This is a genomic window from Enterococcus sp. AZ109, from assembly GCF_051714625.1.
Classification (GTDB): Bacteria; Bacillota; Bacilli; order Lactobacillales; family Enterococcaceae; genus Enterococcus_A.
The window spans coordinates 709,211-734,298 of sequence record NZ_JBIOSF010000001.1 but is presented as its reverse complement, the minus strand read 5'-3'; the positions used below and the strand labels follow the sequence as shown (position 1 = coordinate 734,298).

Sequence of the window (25,088 nt, the reverse complement as noted above, 5' to 3'; positions counted from 1 at the left end):
TAAAACGACTTTCGCAATAATCAAAGAAATCAGAAGATAGGCAAGTTTTTAGACTTCCTGTTGAAGTACAACCTGCGAAAGTCCTTGGTAAACAAGGACTTTTTCTTTTGCTCTTTTTTTCTTAAAATCGAAATTTTTCTCAAATTCCCTCAGATTATCCCACTTTGACTACTGGTGTAGTCAAGAATGGGATAAATTAAGGTTTTTGGTTGACTACAAAAGTCATTCCTAAAATACCAAAACGATTACCGAATTGTGCAGCTACGTGGCTAGGCTAGTGATCGTCCGATAGGTGAACCATCAACTACTACGGATGACCAAAAGGAGCAATGGCGCGGTTTCTATAAAACTTCGAAAGGATGTTTTGAATGAACCCTACAGAAGAAGAATCGCTTGAAAAAAAGATCTGGAATGGCTGCTATGGTTTAGAATCATCTCTTTCAGGAAGCGAATGTGAAAAATTATATAATCGTTCTACTATCCCTCGCCATTTATTATCATTAGAAGAGCTGGTAAAATATGGGTGAAATTAAGGAAAATGCTTGGGTTCGAATGCAGAGAAACAAAAGCAAAACGACTTTCAATAATTCATCGTACTATCTCTAATCATAGCTTTATTTGGATTTCCATAATCACCTTCAGAGTCTTGGAGAGGGACACTTTAGTTTACAAATGAATATGTTGTCCATAATGCTCAATCATCTTAATCGATGATTGGGCTATTTTTGTGTTCAGAAGGATGTTATGACTCATAAGTTGAAAGGTATCCTTTTTAGCTATCTGCAGTTCTTAGAGACACCATCTAAATCAACTTTTTATCCATGAAATTAAATTTCTTTCATTATGTGTTGAAAAAAATCACTTTCTTTGGTATTATGAAATCGAGGAAGAAAATTTCACGGTGGTAGATCTCAAGAAATTTCTTTTATCGAGTGTGGACGTCTTATCAGAATAAACAGAATGGGGATTGAATGAATGAGAGTTAGGGAGATGCTTTTTGAACAGAGTATAGATCTTAATGTGAATGTTTCTACAAAGGATGAAGCAGTTAATTATTTAGTTGATTTGATGGAGAAAAGTGGCAATTTGTCTGATAAAGAATTATACAAAAAAGAAGTATTAGCTCGTGAAGCACAATTTTCTACAGGTATCGGAGAAGGAATAGCTATCCCACATGCAAAAACCAAAGCGGTCAAAAAAGCAGGCCTAGCCGCGATGGTTGTAAAAAAAGGTGTCGATTATGACTCACTGGATGGAGAACCTGCGACATTGTTTTTCATGATAGCTGCTCCAGATGCTAGTAATGATGTCCATTTAGCAGCACTTGCGAGACTATCAGCGATGTTAATGGACAATGATTTCAAGAGTAATTTAATTGAAGCGGAAACAGCGGAAGTATTCTTAAATTTAATTGATCAAAAAGAGAATAGTATTACCGAAAAGAACGCAGAAGCACCGAGCGATAGTTTTCGTGTATTAGCTGTGACAGCTTGCCCGACAGGTATTGCACATACTTATATGGCAGCTGAAGAATTACAGACTCGTGGGGAAAAGTTAGGAATTCCTGTTAAAGCAGAAACACAAGGTGCAGATGGCGCTAAGAATGTCTTAACCACAGAAGAAATTGAAAAAGCAGACGGGATTATTGTTGCAGCAGATAAAAAAGTCGATTTGTCTAGATTTGATGGTAAACCAGTTATTGTAACAAAAGTGTCCGATGGTATTCATAAATCAGAAGAGTTGATTAATCGTATTATTAACAAAGAAGTAGAAGTTTATCATCATGATAAAAATGAAAGTGATCATTCAGAACAAGATAGTTTAGGTCATGGCATCTACAAACATTTGATGAATGGTGTTTCCCATATGTTACCCTTTGTAATTGGTGGAGGGATTCTAATTGCTTTAGCCTTCCTATTGGATGATTACTCAATTGATCCTAGTAATTTTGGTAAGAATACACCAATTGCAGCGTATTTAAAAACAATTGGAGAATTTTCTTTTGGCATGATGTTGCCAATTCTAGCTGGTTATATTGCTATGAGTATTGCGGATAGACCTGGCTTAGCAGTTGGTTTTATTGGTGGCATGGTTGCTAATGCTGGAGTTACCTTTAGCAATCCCGCTGGTGGAGATGTGAACGCTGGTTTCTTAGGTGCCTTATTTGCCGGTTTTATTGGTGGGTATGTTGTTTTACTATTGAAAAAACTATTTGTTAAATTGCCACAATCTCTTGAAGGTATCAAACCAATGTTAATCTATCCTGTTGTGGGTATTTTATTAACAGCGATTATCACAACAGGCGTTAATCCATTTGTTGGAATGATTAATGACGGCTTAAATAGCGTATTAAACGGTATGGGAAGCAGTAGTAAAATCTTGTTGGGTGTGGTGGTAGCAGGTATGCAATCAACTGACATGGGGGGACCAATCAATAAAGCCTCATACGTATTTGCAACATCTCAATTAGCGGAAGGCAACTTTGAGATTATGGCTGCAGTCATGGCGGGCGGAATGATTCCACCATTAGCAATCGCATTATGTACAACATTTTTCAAAGATCGATTTACAGAAAAGGAACGCCAGTCAGGTATGGTGAACTACTTATTAGGATTATCATTTATCAGCGAGGGGGCCATTCCTTTTGCCGCAAGTGACCCATTGCGTGTCATTCCTTCTTGTGTGCTGGGCAGCGCTACTGCAGGTGGCTTATCAATGTTATTCGGGTGTACGTTGCGTGCCCCACATGGAGGGGTTTTCGTGTTACCTACAATGGGAAATCCTCTATTATACGCTTTATCCATTTTAATTGGTTCAGCTGTAGGTTGTCTTGCTTTAGCATTGTTAAAGAAAAAACTTAGAAGTGAGGCGGAATAATGAAAAAGCGAAGTGCATTAAGAGCACTAGAGTTAATTGAAGATGGGATGATTGTTGGCCTTGGAGGCGGAAGCACTATTTCACATTTAATTCATTTTATGAAAGAAGAAAATAAGCAAGTAAAAATAGTGACGCCATCATTTACAACTGCCAATTTGTGTTTAGAAGCGGGTTTAACAATTCTACCCACTTACCTAGTCTCCCACATAGATATTGCTTTTGATGGTTGTGATGAAGTAGATCAATCGTTGAACGCTTTAAAAAGTGGTGGGGGGATTCACACTCAAGAGAAAATTGTCGCTTCATTGGCTAAAGACTACATCCTTTTAGTAGATGAGTCGAAGTTTTTTGAAGAATTACCTTTTAAAGTACCGATTGTATTAGAAGTTATTCCAGAAGCGAGAATGGATGTTGCGAATAAGATGAATGAACTTGGCGCAAGTATTGTTGAACGTAAATGTTCAGCGAAAGATGGTATTACCAGAAGTGACAATGGCAATTTGATTTTAGATGTACAATTTAAACCTCACCAAGATTTAGAAACATTAAATAGGAAGCTACAACAAACAGTGGGGGTTGTTGAAATATCACTCTTCTACCAAGTTGCTACCAAAATAATTGTGGCAACTGAGACAACGACTGAGTTAATCGAAAGGAATGGATAAATATGGCATACAATTGGGGAATTATAGGAACTGGCTGGATCGCTCACGAAATGGGGGAAGCATTACAAAAGGTTCACGGAGAAATTTATGCAGTCTGTGATGTAAGTTTAGAAGGAGCAAAAGCTTATGCGGCAGAATTTGACGTACAGCATGCCTATAGTAGTTTAGATGAATTACTAGCGGATGATAAAGTAGATATCGTCTATGTAGCGACACCACACAATTTTCATTATGAAATGATGAAACAGTCTTTAGAAAGCAATAAGCATGTCTTTTGTGAAAAAGCTATTACAGTGAATGACCGACAATTAGAAGAATGTGTTGCTACCGCGAAAGAACGGAATTTGGTTATTTCAGATGGTGTGACTTTATTGCACATGCCGTTGTATAAAAAACTAAAAGATATTGTAAACAGTGGTATATTAGGAAAAGTTAAAATGGTTCAAGTTAACTTTGGTAGCTGTAAAGAATACGATGTAAACAATCGTTTCTTCTCTAAAGAACTAGCAGGTGGAGCACTTCTTGATATTGGTGTGTATGCCACATCATTTGCGCGTTTCTTCATGAGTAGTAAAGCAAACGTTGTATTAACAACCGCTAATTATTTTGAAACGGGTGTAGATGAATCATCAGGTATTATTCTAAAAAATAGTGATGATGAGATGGCTGTTATGGCATTGACGATGCGGGCGAAACAACCTAAACGCGGAGTTGTTTCGTGTGAGGATGCTTATATTGAAGTAAATGAATACCCAAGAGCGGATAAAGCAACGATTACTTACACAAGTGATGGCCGTCAAGAAGTGATTGAAGCTGGTGAGAGTGAACGTGCATTAGAATATGAAGTGCAAGATATGGAAGCGTACATCACCAATCAATCAGGGGATGAAAATCTAGAATATATCCGAGATGTTATGGCGACTTTAACGTCTGTAAGAAATCAATGGGGGATGTTGTATCCATTTGAGTAAAAAATATTTCTTTTTTTGATATTGATGGAACACTAACAGATAGAGCGACCAATCAAGTGGTTCCATCCGCACAATTAGCTTTGACATTACTACAAGAAGCCGGTCATTTTGTGTCCATTGCGACAGGGCGTGCGCATTATAAAGCAAAACCATTTATGGAAAGCATTGGTTTAGCGAATATGGTATGTAGTGGCGGAGCAGGGATAGTGGTCGGGGGTGAGTTAATAGAAAATACACCTTTGGATTTAGAAAAACCCATAGCCATCCTTCGTGAAGCTGAATCATTGGGTTATGGCACGTTAGTAATGATAGATGATTCAGAAAAGGTATATGCGAAAGATGATCACTTCAGAGAACAAGTAGGTGAGCGAAAAGAGCCAACAACTTATGTGATTGATCCAGCATTCAATATAGAAGAATTGACGGCTATTTATAAATTTTTCATTTCAATTCCTCTAGAAAAGGAAGAAAAATTGATTTTAAAAAATACGTTGAGTCATTTGCGATTTGAGCCACAGTACTTAATGTTTCAGTATGACCAAAAAGACCAAGGATTGAAAAAATGATGGCTCATTTAGGTGCTCCTTTGGAAGATGTTGTTGTTTTTGGCGATGATAGCAATGATTTAGTAATGTTTAAAGAAGAGTGGTTTACTATCGCCATGGGAAACGCTACGGATGAATTGAAAAATAAAGCATCCTATGTTACGGATACTAATATAGATAAAGGTATCTATAAAGCTTGTAAGCATTTTGGCTGGTTTAATGATTCTGTTGCAGGGAATACAAACTAAATGATGTAAGTTCTTTTTCATTAAAGGTGATTTGCGATTCTATTTTCGAAAAAGAAGATAAATTGTGACAGAATGTATCCTCAATTTTGGGCCTTTATGGTCCATTTTTTTGTCACATCCATTGTGATAAAATGAAGTGTCTGAAAGAAAGCTATTTGACAATCCATCAATCTTCAAACAAATGCTTAGCGCTATCAAACTATTAACGCAATTGACGAAATAAATGCTAAAGGTTATACTTTTTTGAAAGAAAACTTCAATGGAGGAATCATGGAAAATCAAACAATTTTAGATAAAATATATAGTAGTTACAATCAGTTTTTTGACTCTGAAAAAAAAATAGCAACTTATCTAATGAATCATCCTCGAGAAGTAATTGATATGACCATTGCAGAACTAGCAAAAAAATGTGATGTAAGCGAAGCATCCGTCTCAAGATTTTGTAAAAAAATAGATATGAATGGCTTTCATCATTTAAAGATAAGTTTAGCTAGGGAAGTGGTTGAAAAGGATACAACAATTCCTGTATCAAATGATGTATCCATTGATAATATTGAACAATCACTACAAAATATATTGTCGAACAAAGTTGCTGAATTGACAGCTACTGTCAATATGATTGATACCAATGAATTATATCAGATTATTGAAGCGATTCGGCAGGCTAGGGTCGTCCAACTTGTCGCAGTGGGGAATACCATTCCTGTTGCCATTGATGGCGCATATAAGTTTAGTGAAATAGGGATTTCGGCTGTGTCAGGCACCATTTGGGAAACACAAACAGCACTAAGTTTAACATTAACAAAAGAAGATGTTTTAATTGTCATTTCCAACTCAGGTGAATCAAGTAAAATTCATGCGATAACAAAGTTAGCTAGTGAACGTGGTGTGACAACTATAGGCATTACCAACAATAAAAATTCGGCTATAGGAAAAGAATGTAAGTTTCATTTACAGACAGCAACAAGAGAAAAATTATTTTTAGATGAATTCTATTTTTCTCGTATTTCCGCTTCAACAATTATTGAAATTTTATATCTATTTTTAACAATCGGACAAGAAGATAGTTACAAACAATTGAGTAAAAACGAAGAACTTTTTTCACAAGAGAAGATATAGGGTTCTGTTACAAATACAAAGGGCTTATCAACTAAACTATGATAATTATTTAGTTGAAAGCTTTTTACACAGTAATGTTAAGAACCTCAGTGACTCACTTAGAAATGGTCTGATTTGAGGCGTGGATAAATAGACTCAGCATCAGGAAAAGTGAATTGCATACTTTTCAATTCGTGAAGGTTTCATTGGCCATTAGCTGATTAAGAACCATTGCTAATTTTGAATATGACTGCTATTCCAAAACACTTAATAGAGGTATTAGACGAAATGCGGTCACATCTAGATTTCATTATCCCTCAGTCATATTTGTTTGTTTACTTGGAGCCCCCAAAAAGAGGTCTCCCTTTTAGGAGAGACTACGTAAATAATCATATCAAGAATTGTGTTAAAAAATGTGGAATTACTAAACCATTCCATACTCATTTAACTCGTCATACAATGGCAAGCTTGGTTGCAGAACATTGTAGTTGGGATGTTTTAAAAGCAAAATTAGGTCATGCGGACAAGTCAACATCAGAAATTTATCGTCATCTTACAGAAGATGAACGCCTAAAACCACTGAATGTTTTTGTTGATCTGGAGAGCTAATTAATATTTAATATTCGCCACAGTCAGTGATTAATTCACAATAGCCTAGAAATTGCAGTCAAAATGTAGTCATTCTACTTAGAAACATTGATATAACAGTCTTTTTAAAACTTTCGCAGGAACAAAGAAATCCGTCGTTAATCATTATTATCGAATGGTACCAAAGCCCTTGGAAACAAGGGCTTTTTTCTTTGGGTTTTTGTGGCACTTTTGAACGTCGGAAGAAGAAATCTATCTCCTTTTTTTCTTAATTAATGACATCGCTTCCATGCTATAATACTGGTGAAACTATTTGAAAAGGCAGGGAACAGGGGTGCACGAAACCAAGCCTTGTCATTTTGTAGTATTTCGCTATACGACTGCAAAAGATGTTGTGATAAAGGAAGATAAAATCCCCTTTTCAATAGAAGAAATTGAAGAGATGAAAAAGAATGGAATCTCATCAATTAATGACTAGACAGATAAAAAGAAGGCGGATTTTCTGAAGATTTTCTCAGATTAAAGCTTTAGTAAACCCGCTCCGAACTTGTTGGAGGCGATTTGAATGAAAAAAATGCTGTTGGTATCTATGTTTCAAAATGTAGAAGACCTATTGAAAAAAGTAGAACCAATTTTAAAAAACAAGACGATTACTTATATCCCCACCGCTAGTAAAGTAGAAAAGCTGGGCTTTTTTGTAAAGATAGGCAAATGGCGCTTGAAAAAATTAGGATTGATTATCGAGGAGCTGGAGATTTCGACAGCTTCTTATGAAACGATCAAAAGCACGTTGGAAAAAAATGATTATATTTATGTGACTGGCGGCAATACCTTTTACCTACTGCAGGAACTAAAACGCAGTGGGGCAGATCAACTGATAGTTGAGCAGGTCAATCAAGGAAAGCTGTATATTGGCGAATCTGCAGGAGCGATAGTCGTAGCACCGAATATTGAGTATTCAAAACCAATGGACGATCCCTCAAAAGCTCCAGAGTTAGTAGATTGCTCTGGCCTGAATCTAATTTCAGCTTATGTGGTTCCCCACAATCAAAATCGGGAATTTAAAAAAGCAGTGGCTACCATCGTTGAAGAATACGGTGAACAACATAATTTGGTGGTTATCAATGACCATCAAGGGATATTAGTTGATGATGAAAACGTGGCGATTTTAAATAAGAAGTAAAATCAACAAGGAGAAGCTATGAACACACCAGAAAAAACTTATTCTACCTCACAGCTGGCTCAGCTATTTCAGCTGCACCCTAACACGATTCGCTTGTATGAGTCGGCGGGATATATTTCTAAAGCGGAAAGAAGGAAAAATAATTACCGGGTCTTTACGCAAATGCACGTGGATCAAATGAACATCTGCCGTTGTGTTTATGGCTATCCTTTTTTCAATCAGGGCATTCGATTAGCCAGCAACGATATCATGCTAGCTTCGGGTAGGCAAGATTGGAAACAAGCGGCAATCTATACGCAAAACTATTTAGAGCGTATTGCCGCGGAAATCCACGTTGCCAAAGAGACCGCCCAAATTTTAGCTGATTGGCTATCAAAGAGACCGCCAAGCAAATTTGGTGGATCTCTTTCCCGGAAACAGCTGGCGGCTAAGCTTCATATTACGGTGGAAGCCGTCAGAAATTGGGAAAGAAACGGGCTGCTGCTGCCTGAAGCCGAAGTTGGTGCATCTGGTGAAACACGCTATTCCAGTGAAATGGTCCAACAAGCGCAGATCATCTACATGCTGAGGCAGGCTGGTTACAGTATCGCGGCAATTCACAAAAGCTTATTAAGCATGACTGATGATACGGCAACTTTGCTAGAAACCAATGATCTGTCAGATGATCCTGCCGCCGTAGGAGATCGTTGGCAGGCGGAGCTGGAGCGGCTCAATGCTGCGGGGAGAAAGATTCCCGACCTGATTGAAAAACTGTCAAAAATGAAACCCTCCATTTGCACACCACCCCTAAACTGAGATGATAAGATCATCTTGTAAAGTTAAACAACGGGAGGGAATTTCAAATGAACGTAAACGAGCTGTTAGAAAAAATTGCTGTGGAGCGCCCGGTGGGAACGGCCAATAACGAAAGAATCCTTGAATTTTTCGAAGAGGTATCAGAAAAGCTGGATTATCAGCTTAAAGCATTACCGTTTCAATGCAAGGTGTGGAACGATGGTGGAAGTGAACTAAACGAAGGGACAGTAGACTTGCTTACTAGTCCTTTTTCACCCAGCTTTTCCGGCACAGCCGAGGTGATTGCGGCAGATTCCTTAGATCAATTAGATCAGCGGATTGCAGATAAAATTGTTCTCTTGCACGGAGACTTAACCAAAGACGGAATTCAGCCCAAAGATTATCCCTTCTACTACCCAGAGGAACATAAAGCATTAATCGAAGCACTGGAAATCAATCGCCCCAAAGCAATCTTAGCGGCTACAGGGAAAAGCCAAATGAGTGGCTGGGACCCGTTTCCTTTATTTTCTGATGGAAACTTTATGCTTCCATCGGCTTACTTTAAAGTGGATGCCTTTGCTTTAGTCAAACAGCTCTGTGAACGCCGTCAGCTGCAGCTGACAATCTCATCACAAAATGAACTAGTGGAAAGTCGCCAGCTGATTGCCCAAAAGCCAGGGAAGCAAAAAGAAAAGGTCATCATCTGCGCTCATATGGACACTCAATACAATACGACGGGAGCGCTGGATAACGCGACTGGGTTAGCTGTATTGATCCAATTAATGGACCTTTGCAAATCGGAGGATTTCGACTTTGCTTTAGATTTCGTTCCCTTTAATACAGAAGAATATTATGGCGCTGATGGTGAGCTTGGTTATTTGGCGGAGCTAGCAAAAAGCGATGAAAAAGTGAAGCTGGTTATCAATATCGATTCGCCAGCCCATATCGGATCAAAAACAGCGATTTCCACTTACAATGTAGCTGGAGGTCTAGCAGACACCCTAGAAAATCAGATGAGCCAGCGTCCAGAAATCGTATCTGGCGAGCAATGGTTTGCCGGTGATCACGCTACCTTTGCTTTTCAACAAATCCCGTGTCTTGCTGTATCCTCTTCCGATCTTTTTGAAGGAGCACTGGCAAATACTCATACACCGGCAGATACTCTGGACACAGTTGATCCGGCTATTGTCGATACTGCCGCAGCTTTTCTATACCAAATACTGAAGTCAATTTAATCAGGCAATCAATCAGAGCAATCCTCAAGGTGAAAGCAGACTTGGGGATTGTTTTCTTACGCCTTGTGCAGACATCATTGAAAATTCAAGAAAGAAACGAGATAATAAAATAAAAACGAAATGTCGAGGAAAAAAGATGGAAAAGAAAATAATCGTGATAGAAGACGACGAGAATTTACGACGAGGGATCTCTTTCTGCTTGGAGCAAGAAGGCTATAGCGTACATACTAACTACCAAGTGCAGGGGACCATTGAGCTAATTAAGGAAACCACACCGGATTTGATTATTCTGGATGTGAACTTGCCGGATGGAAATGGGTTTGATTTGTGCCGAGAGATTCGCCAGTTTTCCAGGGCACCGATTTTCTTTTTGACGGCACTGGATATGGAAATCGATATTATTACCGGCTTGTCGATTGGTGGCGATGACTATTTGACCAAACCTTTTTCATTAGGAATTTTGAAGGCTAAAATTGCTCTTATTTTAAAAAGAGAAGAACGCCAAGCGCAAGAAATTCAGCTGCCGCCTTTTGTATTGAACCTTGAGAGCCAGCGCTTGTTTAAGGCAGGAGAAGAAATTCTGTTGAGTGCTACTGAGTTTCGCATGATTAGCTATTTAATGCAAAATGCCGGAGTGGTACTGACAAAAGAACAGCTGCTGAAGGCACTATGGGATGATAACGGCAAATTCGTGGATGAAAATGCCCTTTCGGTGAATATGCGGCGGATTCGCTTGAAGCTTGAAGAGGACCCGAAGAATCCGCAATACATTGAAACGGTTCGGGGGATTGGCTATGTTTGGAAAAAGGAGTAGACCAGAATGGTGATATACAGGTTAACGGTGGGGGCCTTTGCCCTGCTTTTCCTGTTGTATTTTCTTTATACGCGGCAAAAGCATGAGCAGGAACTGGAAAAGATCGAACAGGTGCTGGATGACATCATCAACGATAATTACGCTGCCGAGGTCTCCATGTATAACGAAGGGGCCAAGGATCGGCTGATTTTTAAAGCCATCCGGATCGCTGAAGCCAACAAATCCTATCGCCAGCAGGCTGTCGCTGAAAAAGCCGGCGTACAGGAACTGATCGCTGATATTTCTCACCAGATGCGCACGCCAATTACTAGTATTGTGATGTTCGCCGAGCTGCTGCAGAGTGAAGGCTTAGCAGCGAGTGAAGCGAAAGAATTTTTGGCTCGTATCAGCTTTGACTCCAAGCGCTTGAATTGGCTAGTGAGCGAATTTTTACAAATGGTCAAGCTGGAAATGGGTACGTTACCCATGAATCTGCAAAAAGTTCCGCTAGCTAGTACCATCAGACGGGCCCTCCAGCAAAGTACTGACGCAAAGCAAAGGGAACGATTTGAAGTAAGCTGTCCTGTGCTGACTGTTTCGCATGATGTTAAATGGACCAGCGAAGCTCTCAGCAATGTACTGGACAATGCCTTGAAATACGCTTTCCCAGATTCACCTATTACGATTGAAGTGGATCAACTGAGCTTTTACACCCGCATCCGAGTGACCAACCAGGGGCCGACAATCCCAGCGGAAGAACTTCCGAAAATTTTCACCAAATATTTCCGCGGCAGTCAGAAGGAAAAATCGGTAGAGGGCTTTGGCATCGGGCTCTATCTCACCCGTTTAATTGTGGAAGCTCAAGGCGGCTACGTATTGGCAGAATCTGCCAACCAAAGGACTACACTTTCGCTATTCTTACAAAACTGACAGAATCAAACTGCCCAGGTGACAGTCTCTTGTCATCTGGGCTTGCTATACTCAGGATAAAGGGAGGTAGTTGAAATGGATGTAGTAAAAACGCATCACTTAACCAAAACCTACGGAGAAGGAGAAACGCAGGTTCATGCGGTCAATGATGTTAGCATGACCATCGGTGAAAAAGAATTTGTCGCAATTGTTGGAACCTCCGGGTCTGGAAAAAGCACCTTGTTAAACTTATTAGGAGGGTTGGACCGACCTACCAAAGGCCGTATCGAAGTTTCTGGCAAATCGCTGGAAAAATTATCAGAAGAAGAGCTAACTATTTTTCGCCGTCGTAATGTCGGCTTTGTGTTTCAACATTACAATTTAGTCCCGATCTTGAGTGTTTACGAAAACATAGTGTTGCCGATTCAATTGGATGGCAATCAGGTTGACACAGAGTTTGTGGCCGAAGTTATAAAGACGCTGGGATTAAAAGGTCGGGAAGACAGTTTGCCTTCAATGTTATCCGGAGGCCAGCAGCAGCGAGTGGCTATCGCCCGAGCATTGGCCTCAAAGCCAGCACTTATTTTAGCCGATGAGCCGACTGGTAATCTGGACAGTAAAAGCAGCCAAGATGTGCTGGGTCTATTGAAGCAATCAGCTAAGAAATTCCACCAGACCTTAGTGGTGATTACTCATAACGATCAAATTGCTCAGCTGGCAGATCGGGTGATTCGAATTGAAGACGGCAAGCTGTTTGAGGTGCAGATCACTGGTGGTGATTGGTCATGAAGGAGCAGCGGAAAATTATCCACGACTTGTGGTGGAAAAGCTTCAAAAACAACAAGCGGCGCAATCTGTTTATCGTACTAGCCATTGCATTAACCACCTTGCTGATTTCTTCAGTGCTTGGTTTGGGCATGAGCTTTTTAGAAGCCAATAACCGACAGACCCTGCAGCGGATCGGAACTACTGCAGACGCCAACGTTAGCGACTTAACCCAGCAGCAGCTAGACTTGCTGAAAAAGGATCCAGCCGTAGAAACAGTAGGTATCCAGCAAACAATTGGTACCGTTGACAGTCAAATGCTGAAAAATAAAAAGATCAATATGAGCCTGCATTGGTATAGCCGGTCGGAATGGGAGAAGCTGCGGCAAGCGCCGATTGACCATTTAACCGGCAAATACCCAGAAAATAAACAGGAGATCATGGCCCCCTTGGCGGCACTGAAGGATTTAGGCATAACCAATCCTAAGATAGGTCAAAGGATTACTCTTTCGTATTTTATTGAGGAAGAACCAGTGCAGCAGGAATTTGTTCTCAGCGGCTTTTACAAAGAATATGTGTTAACGCGGGTACCGGATTTGAGCTATCTTCTAGTGTCAGATGAATTTGCCGAAAAATATCGTTCGGATAATCGTCTGCGAACTTACTCCATCAAGTACACTGACGGCAGCAATATTTATGAAGAAAATACTCGGCTGACGAAAAAACTGAACTTGTCTGAGGGTCAGGAAATCAAGGGAACTGTCAGAGAGTCTGGTCAAAGCCACCTATCTATGATCATCGGTTTAGGCATGTTTTTAGGGATTATTTTGGTTTCCGGCGGCCTTCTAATCTACAATGTGCTCTATATTTCGATTGCCAATGACATTCGTTTTTATGGACTGCTCAAGGCACTAGGCACGACGAAAAAGCAACTGCGAAAGATTATTTTCAATCAATCGCTGTTGTTATCGGCGATTGGAGTTCCCAGCGGTTTGCTGGTAGGCTACGCGGTGTCCTACTGGTTTATCCCCTTTGTGATGCAGGGCACCAACTATGCCGACTCGATTGTTGTTTCTACGCAGCCGCTGATTTATATTGGCGCGGCCGCTTTTTCGCTATTGGTGATGCTGCTGAGCTCGATTAAACCAGCCAATTATGCCTCCAAGGTTTCTCCGGTTTTGGCAATTCAGTTTACTGAAGCTAAGGTGAAAAAAGGCAAAGTCCGCTCCCAAAAAGGCGGTCAGCTGTATTTCATGGCCTGGCGCAATATTTTCCGGGACAAGAAACGGGCGTTGGTGGTAATTCTTTCTATGACCTTGGGACTGACTTCCTTTGTGGCGGTGAATACCTTAGTAAAAAGCATCGATTTTGAAAAGTTCGTGGTCAGTGAAATGGATTATGACGTTATGATCGATCCTGCCAACACTACCACCAAATCTGATCTTTCTGAATCCAATCGCCAGGAACAATATTTAGTCACTCAACAGATGACTCAGCTGCTGGATCATAGCCAAGGAGTAAGCGAAGAGCGGCTTTATTACGGTGCGCCGATCAGTGTACCTTACCAGGAAGACCAGTTTGCTGCTTACATTCAATCCTATAATCAATATTTCAACTATGCCAAGATCGACGCCGCTAAAATTGATCCGAAGCACTTTATCGGAAAACTGGTGAGTATTGATCCAGCGGAAGCTGAAAAATTAGTGGCAGACGATGCAGCTTTTGATCCAGCCGCTTTTAAGGCGGGGGAAACTGGGTTGATCCAATCTGATTACCCGGAGGATTTTGCGGGGATGGAGACATTAGATTTTGCCACATTGGATGATCCCCAACAGCCGCAGCAACTTAAAGTCGGCGGCTTTATTCCGAATGATTTTTTAGAGGTGTTTTCTCAAGGGGCGCCAGTGATGTTCGTTGCCGAGGAGCATTTTCACCAACTGGCGCCAAATGGCGGATTATTAAGAGGCTTTGTTAACCTGAAATCCCAGCAAGCCGACGCGGTTTCTCAGCAACTGAAGCAGTTTTTCAATAGTCAATATGCTTACACGCTGCGAACCAAGACGGACATGCGGGCTCAGGCGCAAGAAGAAATTGCCACGATGCGAATGATCGGCAATACCTTGGCATTGATTCTGGCCTTGATTGGTCTGCTGAATTTTGTCAATATCATTACCACCAGTATTTTAGCTAGACAACAGGAACTGGCTACTTTGGAAAGTATTGGTATGACCAGAAAGCAGACCAACCGTGTGCTAATGTTTGAAGGGGGCTATTATGCCTTGATGGTTACTGTGTTGGTAGGGACCTTTGGAATTGGTGTCACCTATGGGTTGTTTACTATTATAAAAAAATCCGCCACTTATGCCAGCTTCAGTTTGTCCTTCTGGGAAATCGGGTTAGCCCTGCTGGTGATGTTCATTATCTGTTTGATTACTCCATATCTAGTGATGAAATCCACTAGTAAGAGGACCTTGGCAGAACGAATCAAAGAATAAATGCGAAAAAGATGAAAAGTCTGCATTATCACGGCAGGCTTTTCATCAGCGGCTTTTTCTTTAATACGAGCGCCGAAGCGAGAACTTCTTTAGAATTATTGTGTAAGCTCTGGATTCTTGTTTATAAAAAGTAAAACGGCCTTGAAAAATTCGCTTTATAACGAAGCGAATTTCCCAAGTAGTTTGACAGGATAGCCAGTCCTTGGTATAGTATTTTTGAAATAAATTAAAAACCTAGAATAAGAGGACCTTTCGGTGAGTGTAACAGGTATCTAAATCAGTAAGTTGAATAGCCAGTAAACGAGTAGGTTTATTTGGCGTGCTTATATGAGTGATACCTGTCGATAGATAGAATGAGTGTATTCTAAGACGATAGTATGACTATCGTCTTTTTTTGTATTTTCTAGGTGGATAATTTATTGAGAGACAGGTATCTCTTTTTCAGGAACGAAAGAGAGGGATGAATAAAGAAAAAAATAGCGATTTACAATTTGATCGAATGAATGAAAAATCCGAACCGAGCAATTGGTGATTATAACAAAAGATTTTTTCTAGCGATGAAGCCTTAAAGCAATTTAGTAGCTTGTGGGCGCAATAGTAATTGATGGTGGAAAGGCATGTTAGAAATCAGTAAGTGAAATAAGAAAAATAGAAGGGAATGTAGTTATATGTTAAGTGTAAGTCGTTAGCTTTTCAGCTGATGCATCCATTTTGTGAAGAAAGCTGAGAAGCCTAGAAAGGAGCAGGATAAACACAAAAGGAGAAAACAACATGACAAAATTAACTAATAATAACAGTACAAATAAAGCACGAATCACTTCAGTTCATAAAGATTTATTTGGCTTTAGCCGCCAAAAAGATAGTGGTTATGCCAGAATAAAGCGTGGGAACTACCCTAAAGGCGCAGAAAATTTCCCCACAGTTGGTGACTGGGTGATCTTAGATTATCAAAAGGTAGATCACAGCTTAATTTTAAAGACTTTGCCGCGAAAATCAGTATTCGCGCGTTTAGATTCCGCCTCCAACGGCAACAAGAACCAATTGATTGCAGCAAATTTTGATTATGTTTTTATCATGCAATCATTGGATCGCGACTTTAATTTACGGCGTCTAGAAAGATATTTGGCATTGGCTTGGCAATCAGGAGGGTTACCAGTTATCTTGTTGACTAAAGCAGATGTAGCTGAAGACTATGCACCCCAAATTGCAGCCGCTCAACGAATTGCGATTGGCACCAGCGTCCACGCCATCAGTGCCCTTACCGGTGAGGGAATAGATTGTCTATCTCAATATTTGCAGCCAGGGAAAACCGTTGTCTTATTAGGCTCTTCTGGTGTGGGAAAATCCACCCTGTTAAATCGTTTGGCAGGAGAAGAACGAATGGATACTTGCGAGGTTAGAGAGCGAGACCATCGTGGACGACACACCACTAGTCACCGTCAGTTGATTGATTTGGCTAATGGGGCTACAATTATCGACACCCCTGGAATGCGAGAAGTGGGCTTATGGGAGAGCACAGAAGGATTGTCGAAAAGTTTTTCAGATGTGGAAGGTTATTTTGGTCAATGTAAATTTAATGATTGCCGGCATCAGAGTGAACCGGGCTGTGCTATTAATGAGGCCATTCGAATAGGCGAGCTTTCACCGGAAAGATGGGAAAGCTACTTGAAGCTTTTAGTTGAATCCTGCTTTACACAGGATAAAGATGGTTATTTGAAAGAAAAAGAACAGCGCTTGAAGCAATTATCACAACTAGTGAAGCAATCGAAAAAGTCCGATTACCGAGTTCAAGCTTGTGGGCACAGTTTTATTTGTGAAACCTGCGGAAAAACCGCAGTACCAGAAACTGCTGGCAGTCGTCATCGCAACCATTGTCCCCATTGTCTTAACAGTAAACATATCGACACGCGGCCTGGTGATCGCGCTTCACTTTGCCAAGGTATAATGGAACCGGTTAGTATTTGGTCAAAAGACGATGGTGAATGGGCAATTATCCATCGTTGCCAAGACTGTGGCGTCTTAAAATCCAATCGTGTGGCAGCTGACGACAATCAACAGCTGTTAGTCAGACTTGCTTATCAAGCGATTAAACGGTCACCATTTCCAATCAAAAACTGAGAATTTTCATAGCTGAGTGAAATATCTGCTGGTTAAGATTGCTGATATTAGAATCTGAAAACGTGAATTGCTATTTTATATAGCATTATAGCCTTTTTCCAATGTTCTTTTTTCATCTCAGAACAAGTATTGATTCTCGCTGATAATGCAATAAAAGTACCAGCCAGATAAGATAAAATTTAGTCGCAAATTATATAATCATGTCGATCACCTAAGAAAATAAAAAAATCGTGTATTAGTTAGGTTCTTAACTAATACACGATTTTTTCGCTATTATGCATGCTCATTCTGCTGCTTGATATAGGGTTAGCTAGGTTACTAATCTAAGCAATTTGCCTCCTCTAGATTAAGCAGCACGGTAATTTTATCGGTTAATTTTTTTCTAACGATTCCTTTCTGCTTCTCGATTCTGCTATTGATGAACAACTGCTTAAATTCTAGGTTGGATAATTCTAGTTTTCTTTTTATAATTACTGAAAGCTTAATGTCTAAGGGGACATCGCTTGAGATCTCTAACCTAACTGATTCAGAGGGTAGAAACTTTTCTCCAACTATTTCATAGTCTATTTTCTTTATCTGAACTCCATTTTTCTTTAAAGTTGTCTTATCTAGACCATACTTTTTTACGGTTTGTGGATCGTTTTTTAAAAACAAATTGAGTAATTCGGGATCAAACTTGTTTGAATTTGTGCGTGAAAAAATGGTAGCATTCCAGCTGGTTTTACATTGCTCACAATTATAGATTAACCAAATATCGAGATTCTTTTTTTGCGCATTTACTCGGAACATATCCGAACAGATAAATTCAGTATCCCTGTGACATTTTTTGCAGTGTCGAATAATTGTAGGTGTTGCTAAGCAATCGACTTGCCATTTGACTGTTCTCAACGCCAACATTCCTTTCTTAATGCTATTAAGAAAGAGAAAAAACAGGTGGAACAACCTCTAGTGTCCGCATAGAAAAACCTCCCTTAAAAATAGTAAAAAGCCTTCTTCCAAATAAAGTGACTTGTGGTAAGTAACTTTATTTTAGAAGAAGACTTTTTGGTTGGCTTCTGAATTCTTGCTCTATTTTATCGGAATACAAAAATCTGCTTCAACGTACTCCCTTATCCAATCAATTTCATGATAAATAGTTAATCCATATTGTTCCCGCATTTCAAATTCACTTTGTGGTAACCAGATACTAAACAACCCCTGCAATTCCCTGAAAATATCATGGATGTAACCTTTGAAAGAATACACAACAAATTTTCCACCGGAGATAGTGGTGATTCCCTCGGTAGAATCAGTTACACTTATGCATAAATCACAAAGATTATTAGGATGAGTTGTAGTAGAGGGGTCCATATAAAATTTTTCAATCAGAATAGTTTCCGAATTTATCAACTTTTCGTTTTGATGGATAAAGTTTGCCCATTTTTCCTTCAACTCAACATAATTGCCCAAAGTTCGCTGGAAAATGACCGGATAATTTGGCAACTCTTTGATCTGTACAAATAGTTGATAGTCTTCGAAAGCTTTAAGCTGTTCCACTTTTTTACTATCAAAAGGATTTTTTATGGTACGAGAATTAGCTAGTTCTCTGAAAGCAGTGGGAGATACATGGAAAAGATTTTTAAAAACGGTGCTGTAATTACTTGAGCTGTAACCATAGTCTAGCCCAATATCGGAAAGTTTTTCTTTCTTTTTCAGCTTAATATCGATAGCACTTTGTTCGACCTTTAGCCGCTTGATAAATGAGTACACACTTTCACCAGTGACTTCTTTGAAGATTCTGCAAAAATAGAACTTGGAGATATATAGGGAATCCGATATATCTTCAATCAGAATGTTTTCTTTGTAATGATCTAATATATAGTCAATACTTCTGTCTACAAGTCTTTTTTTATCCATGAAACAAACCCCTAATAAGCTATATTTGTTTAAGCATAGCAGATTTAAGCCGTCTAGAAAATAGGAATACTTGTTTGAGAAACGGGATCCCTTCTTTTTATTTTACCTAATTCTGTTGATAACCAAGCTTTTTATAGAGACGAATCGCTTTTCTTCTTAGTGAACAGAATTCATAGATTCAAATGAAAAGCACCCATAGAAAGGAGGGGCACCATAACAATAAAACATATGAAGGAAAAAAGATTAGGTATCTTCAAAATTAATACTAATGCATAGCAGATGTATAGAAAAATAGATTACGTAACTTATCAAGAACATGGAATCTGAAAATAAAAGCTACCACATCCGATGAAAATCCCCACAGTCTAAGTAGACTATTACAAATAATTTTTGTTCTTCTTATTGGTTTTTCTGCGGAATTATGTGTGAACTATTCTCTAAATGATTGGTTGGTAGTTATAAAGTGATAGTGACCGATTCCTTGTCTACCAAATTACTATAATTAATATTAAAAAGTTGGCTCATAAGCAATGAGCAATCTGTATTTAGGGGATTCTTCATAAAAGAATTGACCCTAACTATTCTTTGAAAAAAGATAGACTGTAGATGGCCCCTTTAAGTCAATTTCATCCACTTTATCAAAACCCACAGCGCCAAAAATTTCAAGTAATTGGCTGTCAGTGAAGGAACTCCCTGTACCGACTAAGGAGAAGAACAAATCAAACATTGACTGCAAATTATCAGATGGGTTTGTTAGCAAAAATTCATTCACCACGATAAGGCCATCTGGCTTTAAATAGCGACTGATATTTTTTATCAAATCAATAGTTTCTTGGTAATTATAGCCATGGATAACATTGCTTAGAATGATCATATCAACTTTTGGAACTGCAGGTAAGTCTTCAAAAATATCGCCACTTTGAAAATGGAACCGATCTTGCTCTACGAGATCCTTGTTTTTGTCTTTCGCAATTTCAATAACTTTGTCATTATCGATTCCGATGCCATGCCAAGTAGCATTTTCTACAAGTAATGAGGCGGTATAGACACCTGTTCCGCAACCTAAATCTAATATGTTTAAGTTATCCTTTTTCAGCAGGTTTTGCTTAAAGTAGCTTACAATATTCTCGGCACTAATTTTAGCTAGAGAATCAAGAAACGGCATCACGCTCTCCCAAACTTGGGTGTCTTTCTCTGCAAAAACATTGATTCCGCTTTTTCCAGTTTTTGCCATTTCAGTCAGATGACCAAACAAGTTCCTGCTTAACTGCTGATGCAGCAACCAAATTTCACCATTGTATAATGGACTGTTCTTTAATATATAGGGTGAATACCTCGCTGAAATGAAATAGTTTCCGGCTTGTTCTGTTAAGAATTCTGTGTTTTTTAGTATCAATAAAATTCGTTTGATTGTTGGTAAATGATAGTCCTGTTCTTTACTTAATGTTTCTGCCGTATGAAGTCCAGCATCGATACTATCAAAAATTCCTAGCTCCAATGCGGTTAAAATAGCTTCCGTTTCTGCTGGTTTCCATGTTGCCATCAAAAAATCATGATAATCCGTTTGTTCCATCTAATTTTTCCTCACTTTTTTTCCTAAATTCACTCGATTCAAAAGCGTTCTTTCCTTTTTGTTTCGTGCAATGATCGTAGCATTAACCGCTACCATTATCAAAGTATCGGCTTGTTAATCAAATGGTAGTCTCCTAGAAGAAAAATGGGAACAGGTTCATGGAAGAGGACGGTTCTGATCCTTTTAACGAATAGAATGTAGTTCTTAAAATGGTTGCTAACACAACGATCTCAATGCTAACAGTAATGAGTTCCCTGAGTTTAATTACTTTCAATTATTACAAGACCCGAGATCGCTGAAGCGTTTTTTTATTATATAGAGCAGACTATTTGTCGTTGCTAATTGTTATTGCATAATCTGAGAGTTCTTTTTTTGGTTTCCTTTTGATTTAGGAACGCAGCCTTGTGTATCAAGGTGACGTTAAAAATTCATTGGTTTTTAAATCAGTAATAATTTTTTCCCAACCAAAAACCTTGTGCCCGTGGCTATCGCTTTTTCTTATGCCCATGCTTTTTAACATACGCTTTCCTCATCAGTTGTTCGTATTCCCATTGGTCCTTTTTCTTTTGGATCTCTTCAGCACTTAGGAAGGTGGAGGACTTTTTCTTTCCTCTCTTTGGCTTGTTCGTGCCCGTTTGTTTTTTTGATTTAGTGACGTTCGCAGAGTTCGGCTCTTTGCCAGCATTGTCCTCCAGCTCCCCATTGTATTCGATCATCGGTTTGGCATCTTTTAGTTTTAGTCCACTGACTAGGCCAGTTAACATCCGACTCATGAGCACATTTTGATCAATTGAGGGATCGAAGGCAAAGCCGTCAAATAGGTGTTTAGCCACTTCCTCCGGTGTTTTTCCCGCGTAACAATTGGTTTTGATAAATTTAGGTGATTCAATCAATAAGCCAGCACCTGGTTTGTCGTTGACTTTTACATGGGAAATAACTTCGAGCGCTTTTATTAATTGTGCATACAAAGTTTCTTGCCAATCATTGACTTCTTCTGTTTTCTTTTCCGCATCATAAACGGGTGTGGTAGGGACATAAATATAGCGTACGATTTCTGCGAAGCGTTGCACGCCATCTTTTTGGAAAATCGTCAGGGTGCCTAAGATGGCTAACAGATCGTTGATTTCCTGAACGGAGTAGCATGGATCGGCGTTCTTGAAGGTGAAGCGATGTTTTTTTCCGTTGGCGTCTTTGAACAGGGTGGCAATATCCACCAATTCCTTAGGCTCACGTGCTCCAGAATGAAGCATGGCATGAAGATGATCCGTGCGGGAACGGGTTTCTTTGGTAACAGCTAAGAATTCTTTTTTATTCTTAAATAAGCGCTGGATGACTTTATGCCAGTCCTCTTTACTAAAATACGCTTGAAAATAAACACACAAATGGCGAACAGGAGATAATTCTTCTGGAGAACGCTCCAAAAACAACGAACAAATCTGATCTTTTGCTAGATAAGAGAAATCTAAGGGTGTAAAGGCGTTACGTACAAGAATTGCGACGGCACATTGAACCACGTATGCGATACTGCTATTATCTTGGCAATGCGTAATCACTCTTTTTTCCAAGTGCTTTCTAGTCAATTTAAACAAATGCTGTTGTTCGAGTTTATAAATTTTCATCCTTTTCACGGCTCCTCGCTAGTTAGTGGAATTTATAATCATAATATATCGTAAACGCTTACTTTAATCAATAGCTAATTTTAATTAAAGGTTATTTAAATTTAATAAAGCGTTTATTGATACTAAAATAATTTTTTTATTCCCGAACTAAGAAATACAAAGATAAGACATTAATCAGTGACCGGTTTCTTTTGATGGGCGCTTAACTTGATAGGTTTGAGGAGCGATCTAGAAAGCATACTGACTTATTTCCAAGAGAACTGCTTCAGTTATTACCGATTATGCAGTTTTCAGTGGCTGTGACGTTTTAGGTCACAGTCTTTTTTTTTACCTGTTCCAGGAACCTATTTGATTAACCGGAGCTGGATAAAGAATGTCATTTCTGCTACACAGCCCAAATGGACTTTCACAGGGATTGAATAGACAAATTTTTTCAATTCCTTCTATATAACTAAATACAAAATAGGCAAAGTACATTCAAAAGGGATTATTTCATTTTTTGAAGCAATGATAAAAACTTTACGCAGGTTCACCGACTTAAAATGACTGATCTAGGGATAAACTGGAAAACAAGATTTAGCAAGAAATAATAAATCGCAAATGACGAAATTATGTAAACACGCTAAAACGCCTGTTTTTACCGTGAAAAAAAAGAAAGACAAAACAAGAATCGACAATTCCAAAATGTAGAAATCCCTATAATTAAACATGTAAGCGATGACAATAATCAAATAAGGAGGATGATAGTTATGAAAACAGTCAAAATGACTGTCGGACAAGCAGTTGTAAAATTCTTGAACAATCAATATATCGAGTTTGACGGCGATGTTGAACCATTTGTTGATGGTGTATTTACAATTCTTGGACACGGAAACGTAGTGGGGTTAGGTCAGGCATTGGATGAAGACCCTGGAAGGTTAAGAGTTTATCAAGGGAGAAATGAGCAAGGAATGGCTCATGCAGCAATTAGTTATGCCAAGCAGCATAACCGCAGACGAATTATTGCTTGTACTTCTTCAGTAGGACCAGGAGCAGCAAACTTTGTGACCGCTGCCGGAACTGCTTCGGTAAACAATGTTCCGCTGCTGCTATTTCCGTCAGACACATTTGCTACTCGTCAACCAGATCCAGTACTACAACAAGTAGAGCAATCCTACGATCTATCATTAACAACAAATGACGCATTTAAAGCCGTCGCAAGATACTGGGATCGAGTGATCCGTCCAGAGCAGTTAATGTCGGCAATGGTTAATGCGATGCGTACGTTGACAGACACAGCCAATACAGGAGCGGTAGTTATTTGCTTGCCGCAAGATGTTCAAGGGGAAAGTTATGATTTTCCAGAATACTTCTTCAAAAAACGGATCCATGTGATTCCACGGAGAAAAGCCGATGCGACTGAATTGGATAAAGCCTTAGAATTAATCAAAAATAGTAAAAATCCTTTAGTCATCTCTGGTGGTGGCGTTCGCTACTCTGAAGCGGGAGCGACTGTGCAAGCATTTTGTGAAGAGTTCACTATTCCTTATGCCGAAACACAAGCAGGAAAAAGTGCGACAAAATATTCTAGTCCCATGAATATGGGTGGAATGGGTGTATCTGGTGCTTTAGCTGCTAACACGTTGGCAGAAAAGGCGGATCTTGTTCTAGCAGTAGGTTCTAGATTAAATGATTTCGTAACCGGTTCAAAAGAACTTTTCAGGAACGAAGATGTGAAGTTCGTAACAATCAATACCTCTGAATTTGATTCGGAAAAATTGGATGCTTCGCGCATTGTTGGTGACGCAAAAATCAATATTGAAGAAATTGCAGAACAATTACGCAGTTCGAATTACCAAAACAGCTATTCTACCGAAGAATTGAAAGAGCTAAAAGATGCGTGGGAAGTTGAACGCAAAGCGGTTTGCTCGGTTCAATACACCGAAAAAGATTTTGTTCCAGTCGTACCAAGCTGGACCCAAGAAATTATGGATGACTTTATTAGAGATATTGGCGGAACAATTACTGAGTCAAATGGTGTTGGAATTTTACGAGAGGTACTAGATGATGATGCAATCGTAGTAGCAGCTGCCGGTTCTTTACCGGGTGATTTAGGCCGCCTGTGGACTGCTGAAGTGAAAGACACGTACAACATGGAATACGGCTACTCTTGTATGGGTTATGAAATCGCTGGAGCATTAGGTTCTAAGCTTGCTGAACCGGATCGTGAAGTCTATGCCTTAGTTGGCGATGGTTCTTTCCTAATGTTGAACTCTGAAATTACTACTGCGATTCAGGAAAATGCCAAAATCAATATCATTGTATTCGATAATGCTGCTTTTGGTTGCATCAACAATCTGCAAATGGGTAATGGGGTTGGAAGCATGGCAACTGAAATGCGTTACCGCAATGAAGAAACTGGCAAAACCGATGGCAAATATATCAATATTGACTTTGCTAAAGTTGGTGAAGGTTATGGCATGAAGACTTACTCAGTGAAGACACCAGCTGAATTAGAAGCGGCACTGAAAGATGCAAAATCACAAACACAATCGGTCTTGATTGATGCAAAAGTATTACCAAAGACAATGGCGGAAGGGTATAAGAGCTGGTGGCATGTCGGCGTTGCCTCTACCAGTAAATCAGAAAAAGTCCAACAAGCCTTTGAAAACAAAGAAAAATATTTGAAGAACGCTCGTCAATACTAAAAACGTAGGATAGGCAGCAAAAGCAACTGTTAAGCATAAAAAAGAACTA

General features: G+C 39.3%; 20 protein-coding genes and 1 pseudogene. 17 read left to right on the top strand and 4 right to left on the bottom strand.

The annotated features are described in order from the left end of the window. Positions 1 to 368: 368 nt before the first annotated feature. From IGI42_RS03490 to rsgA, 16 genes and pseudogenes are all read left to right on the top strand, one after another. On the top strand, positions 369 to 527 hold the full coding sequence (locus tag IGI42_RS03490; RefSeq protein ID WP_438714303.1) for a hypothetical protein: 159 nt from the start codon (positions 369 to 371) through the stop codon (positions 525 to 527). Between the two features lie 448 nt (positions 528 to 975). Further along, the gene (locus IGI42_RS03485; protein ID WP_438714301.1) at positions 976 to 2,877 is read left to right on the top strand and encodes a PTS fructose transporter subunit IIABC; all 1,902 of its coding nucleotides are present in this window, start codon (positions 976 to 978) and stop codon (positions 2,875 to 2,877) included. Continuing rightward, positions 2,877 to 3,542 carry a ribose 5-phosphate isomerase A gene (gene rpiA / locus IGI42_RS03480; RefSeq protein ID WP_438714300.1) on the top strand — a complete coding sequence of 222 codons (666 nt, stop codon included), beginning with the start codon at positions 2,877 to 2,879 and terminating at the stop codon, positions 3,540 to 3,542. Before IGI42_RS03485 ends, rpiA begins: the two co-directional genes overlap by 1 nt. A gap of 2 nt (positions 3,543 to 3,544) precedes the next feature. Beyond that, positions 3,545 to 4,513: a Gfo/Idh/MocA family protein gene (locus IGI42_RS03475; RefSeq protein WP_438714299.1), complete on the top strand. Its 969-nt coding sequence runs from the start codon at positions 3,545 to 3,547 to the stop codon at positions 4,511 to 4,513. A 56-nt stretch (positions 4,514 to 4,569) separates the two neighbouring features. Continuing rightward, entirely contained in the window at positions 4,570 to 5,079 is a 510-nt protein-coding gene (locus tag IGI42_RS03470) for an HAD hydrolase family protein (RefSeq protein ID WP_438714297.1), read from the top strand. Continuing rightward, positions 5,076 to 5,306: an HAD hydrolase family protein gene (locus IGI42_RS03465; protein WP_438714296.1), complete on the top strand. Its 231-nt coding sequence runs from the start codon at positions 5,076 to 5,078 to the stop codon at positions 5,304 to 5,306. Before IGI42_RS03470 ends, IGI42_RS03465 begins: the two co-directional genes overlap by 4 nt. Before the next feature lie 270 nt (positions 5,307 to 5,576). After that, entirely contained in the window at positions 5,577 to 6,425 is an 849-nt protein-coding gene (locus IGI42_RS03460; protein ID WP_438714295.1) for a MurR/RpiR family transcriptional regulator, read from the top strand. Positions 6,426 to 6,665: 240 nt separating this feature from the next. Beyond that, positions 6,666 to 7,013, top strand: a pseudogene (locus IGI42_RS03455) (tyrosine-type recombinase/integrase); the annotation flags it as partial. Positions 7,014 to 7,557: 544 nt separating this feature from the next. Then, the gene (locus IGI42_RS03450; protein ID WP_438714294.1) at positions 7,558 to 8,175 is read left to right on the top strand and encodes a Type 1 glutamine amidotransferase-like domain-containing protein; all 618 of its coding nucleotides are present in this window, start codon (positions 7,558 to 7,560) and stop codon (positions 8,173 to 8,175) included. 18 nt (positions 8,176 to 8,193) lie between these two features. Then, positions 8,194 to 8,970, top strand: coding sequence for a MerR family transcriptional regulator (locus IGI42_RS03445; protein WP_438714293.1), 777 nt, complete (start codon positions 8,194 to 8,196; stop codon positions 8,968 to 8,970). Positions 8,971 to 9,017: 47 nt separating this feature from the next. Further along, complete coding sequence (locus tag IGI42_RS03440; protein WP_438714291.1) at positions 9,018 to 10,184, top strand: M28 family metallopeptidase; 1,167 nt, start codon at positions 9,018 to 9,020, stop codon at positions 10,182 to 10,184. A gap of 136 nt (positions 10,185 to 10,320) precedes the next feature. Continuing rightward, positions 10,321 to 10,998, top strand: a complete 678-nt coding sequence (locus tag IGI42_RS03435; protein ID WP_438714290.1) for a response regulator transcription factor — start codon at positions 10,321 to 10,323, stop codon at positions 10,996 to 10,998. A gap of 6 nt (positions 10,999 to 11,004) precedes the next feature. Next, complete coding sequence (locus IGI42_RS03430; protein WP_438714289.1) at positions 11,005 to 11,907, top strand: sensor histidine kinase; 903 nt, start codon at positions 11,005 to 11,007, stop codon at positions 11,905 to 11,907. 75 nt (positions 11,908 to 11,982) lie between these two features. Further along, positions 11,983 to 12,675, top strand: a complete 693-nt coding sequence (locus IGI42_RS03425) for an ABC transporter ATP-binding protein (protein WP_438714287.1) — start codon at positions 11,983 to 11,985, stop codon at positions 12,673 to 12,675. After that, the gene (locus tag IGI42_RS03420; protein ID WP_438714286.1) at positions 12,672 to 15,146 is read left to right on the top strand and encodes an ABC transporter permease; all 2,475 of its coding nucleotides are present in this window, start codon (positions 12,672 to 12,674) and stop codon (positions 15,144 to 15,146) included. The genes IGI42_RS03425 and IGI42_RS03420 overlap by 4 nt, the downstream gene beginning before the upstream one ends. A 771-nt stretch (positions 15,147 to 15,917) precedes the next feature. Then, a complete protein-coding gene (gene rsgA, locus IGI42_RS03415; protein ID WP_438714285.1) occupies positions 15,918 to 17,264 on the top strand; it encodes a ribosome small subunit-dependent GTPase A in 1,347 nt (448 codons plus the stop codon). Positions 17,265 to 17,582: 318 nt separating this feature from the next. Here rsgA and IGI42_RS03410 read toward each other — a convergent pair whose 3' ends face one another. The 4 genes from IGI42_RS03410 to IGI42_RS03395 form a co-directional block, all read right to left on the bottom strand. Then, positions 17,583 to 18,152: a DUF1062 domain-containing protein gene (locus tag IGI42_RS03410; protein ID WP_438714284.1), complete on the bottom strand. Its 570-nt coding sequence runs from the start codon at positions 18,150 to 18,152 to the stop codon at positions 17,583 to 17,585. 180 nt (positions 18,153 to 18,332) lie between these two features. Then, positions 18,333 to 19,160: an AraC family transcriptional regulator gene (locus tag IGI42_RS03405; RefSeq protein ID WP_438714283.1), complete on the bottom strand. Its 828-nt coding sequence runs from the start codon at positions 19,158 to 19,160 to the stop codon at positions 18,333 to 18,335. Between the two features lie 574 nt (positions 19,161 to 19,734). Then, a complete protein-coding gene (locus IGI42_RS03400) occupies positions 19,735 to 20,733 on the bottom strand; it encodes a class I SAM-dependent methyltransferase (RefSeq protein ID WP_438714282.1) in 999 nt (332 codons plus the stop codon). A 485-nt stretch (positions 20,734 to 21,218) separates the two neighbouring features. Continuing rightward, positions 21,219 to 22,352, bottom strand: coding sequence for a hypothetical protein (locus IGI42_RS03395; RefSeq protein ID WP_438714281.1), 1,134 nt, complete (start codon positions 22,350 to 22,352; stop codon positions 21,219 to 21,221). Between the two features lie 749 nt (positions 22,353 to 23,101). Here IGI42_RS03395 and iolD point away from each other — a divergent pair. Beyond that, positions 23,102 to 25,039, top strand: a complete 1,938-nt coding sequence (gene iolD / locus IGI42_RS03390; protein ID WP_438714280.1) for a 3D-(3,5/4)-trihydroxycyclohexane-1,2-dione acylhydrolase (decyclizing) — start codon at positions 23,102 to 23,104, stop codon at positions 25,037 to 25,039. The last annotated feature ends 49 nt before the right edge of the window (positions 25,040 to 25,088 follow it).

What these genes read in the sequence shown, in the direction of transcription:
- IGI42_RS03490 (WP_438714303.1), top strand. Translation starts at nt 369, where the DNA reads ATGAACCCTACAGAAGAAGAATCGCTTGAAAAAAAGATCTGGAATGGC.
- IGI42_RS03485 (WP_438714301.1), top strand. Translation starts at nt 976, where the DNA reads ATGAGAGTTAGGGAGATGCTTTTTGAACAGAGTATAGATCTTAATGTG.
- rpiA (WP_438714300.1), top strand. Translation starts at nt 2,877, where the DNA reads ATGAAAAAGCGAAGTGCATTAAGAGCACTAGAGTTAATTGAAGATGGG.
- IGI42_RS03475 (WP_438714299.1), top strand. Translation starts at nt 3,545, where the DNA reads ATGGCATACAATTGGGGAATTATAGGAACTGGCTGGATCGCTCACGAA.
- IGI42_RS03465 (WP_438714296.1), top strand. Translation starts at nt 5,076, where the DNA reads ATGATGGCTCATTTAGGTGCTCCTTTGGAAGATGTTGTTGTTTTTGGC.
- IGI42_RS03460 (WP_438714295.1), top strand. Translation starts at nt 5,577, where the DNA reads ATGGAAAATCAAACAATTTTAGATAAAATATATAGTAGTTACAATCAG.
- IGI42_RS03450 (WP_438714294.1), top strand. Translation starts at nt 7,558, where the DNA reads ATGAAAAAAATGCTGTTGGTATCTATGTTTCAAAATGTAGAAGACCTA.
- IGI42_RS03445 (WP_438714293.1), top strand. Translation starts at nt 8,194, where the DNA reads ATGAACACACCAGAAAAAACTTATTCTACCTCACAGCTGGCTCAGCTA.
- IGI42_RS03440 (WP_438714291.1), top strand. Translation starts at nt 9,018, where the DNA reads ATGAACGTAAACGAGCTGTTAGAAAAAATTGCTGTGGAGCGCCCGGTG.
- IGI42_RS03435 (WP_438714290.1), top strand. Translation starts at nt 10,321, where the DNA reads ATGGAAAAGAAAATAATCGTGATAGAAGACGACGAGAATTTACGACGA.
- IGI42_RS03430 (WP_438714289.1), top strand. Translation starts at nt 11,005, where the DNA reads ATGGTGATATACAGGTTAACGGTGGGGGCCTTTGCCCTGCTTTTCCTG.
- IGI42_RS03425 (WP_438714287.1), top strand. Translation starts at nt 11,983, where the DNA reads ATGGATGTAGTAAAAACGCATCACTTAACCAAAACCTACGGAGAAGGA.
- IGI42_RS03420 (WP_438714286.1), top strand. Translation starts at nt 12,672, where the DNA reads ATGAAGGAGCAGCGGAAAATTATCCACGACTTGTGGTGGAAAAGCTTC.
- rsgA (WP_438714285.1), top strand. Translation starts at nt 15,918, where the DNA reads ATGACAAAATTAACTAATAATAACAGTACAAATAAAGCACGAATCACT.
- IGI42_RS03405 (WP_438714283.1), bottom strand. Translation starts at nt 19,160, where the DNA reads ATGGATAAAAAAAGACTTGTAGACAGAAGTATTGACTATATATTAGAT.
- IGI42_RS03400 (WP_438714282.1), bottom strand. Translation starts at nt 20,733, where the DNA reads ATGGAACAAACGGATTATCATGATTTTTTGATGGCAACATGGAAACCA.
- IGI42_RS03395 (WP_438714281.1), bottom strand. Translation starts at nt 22,352, where the DNA reads ATGAAAATTTATAAACTCGAACAACAGCATTTGTTTAAATTGACTAGA.
- iolD (WP_438714280.1), top strand. Translation starts at nt 23,102, where the DNA reads ATGAAAACAGTCAAAATGACTGTCGGACAAGCAGTTGTAAAATTCTTG.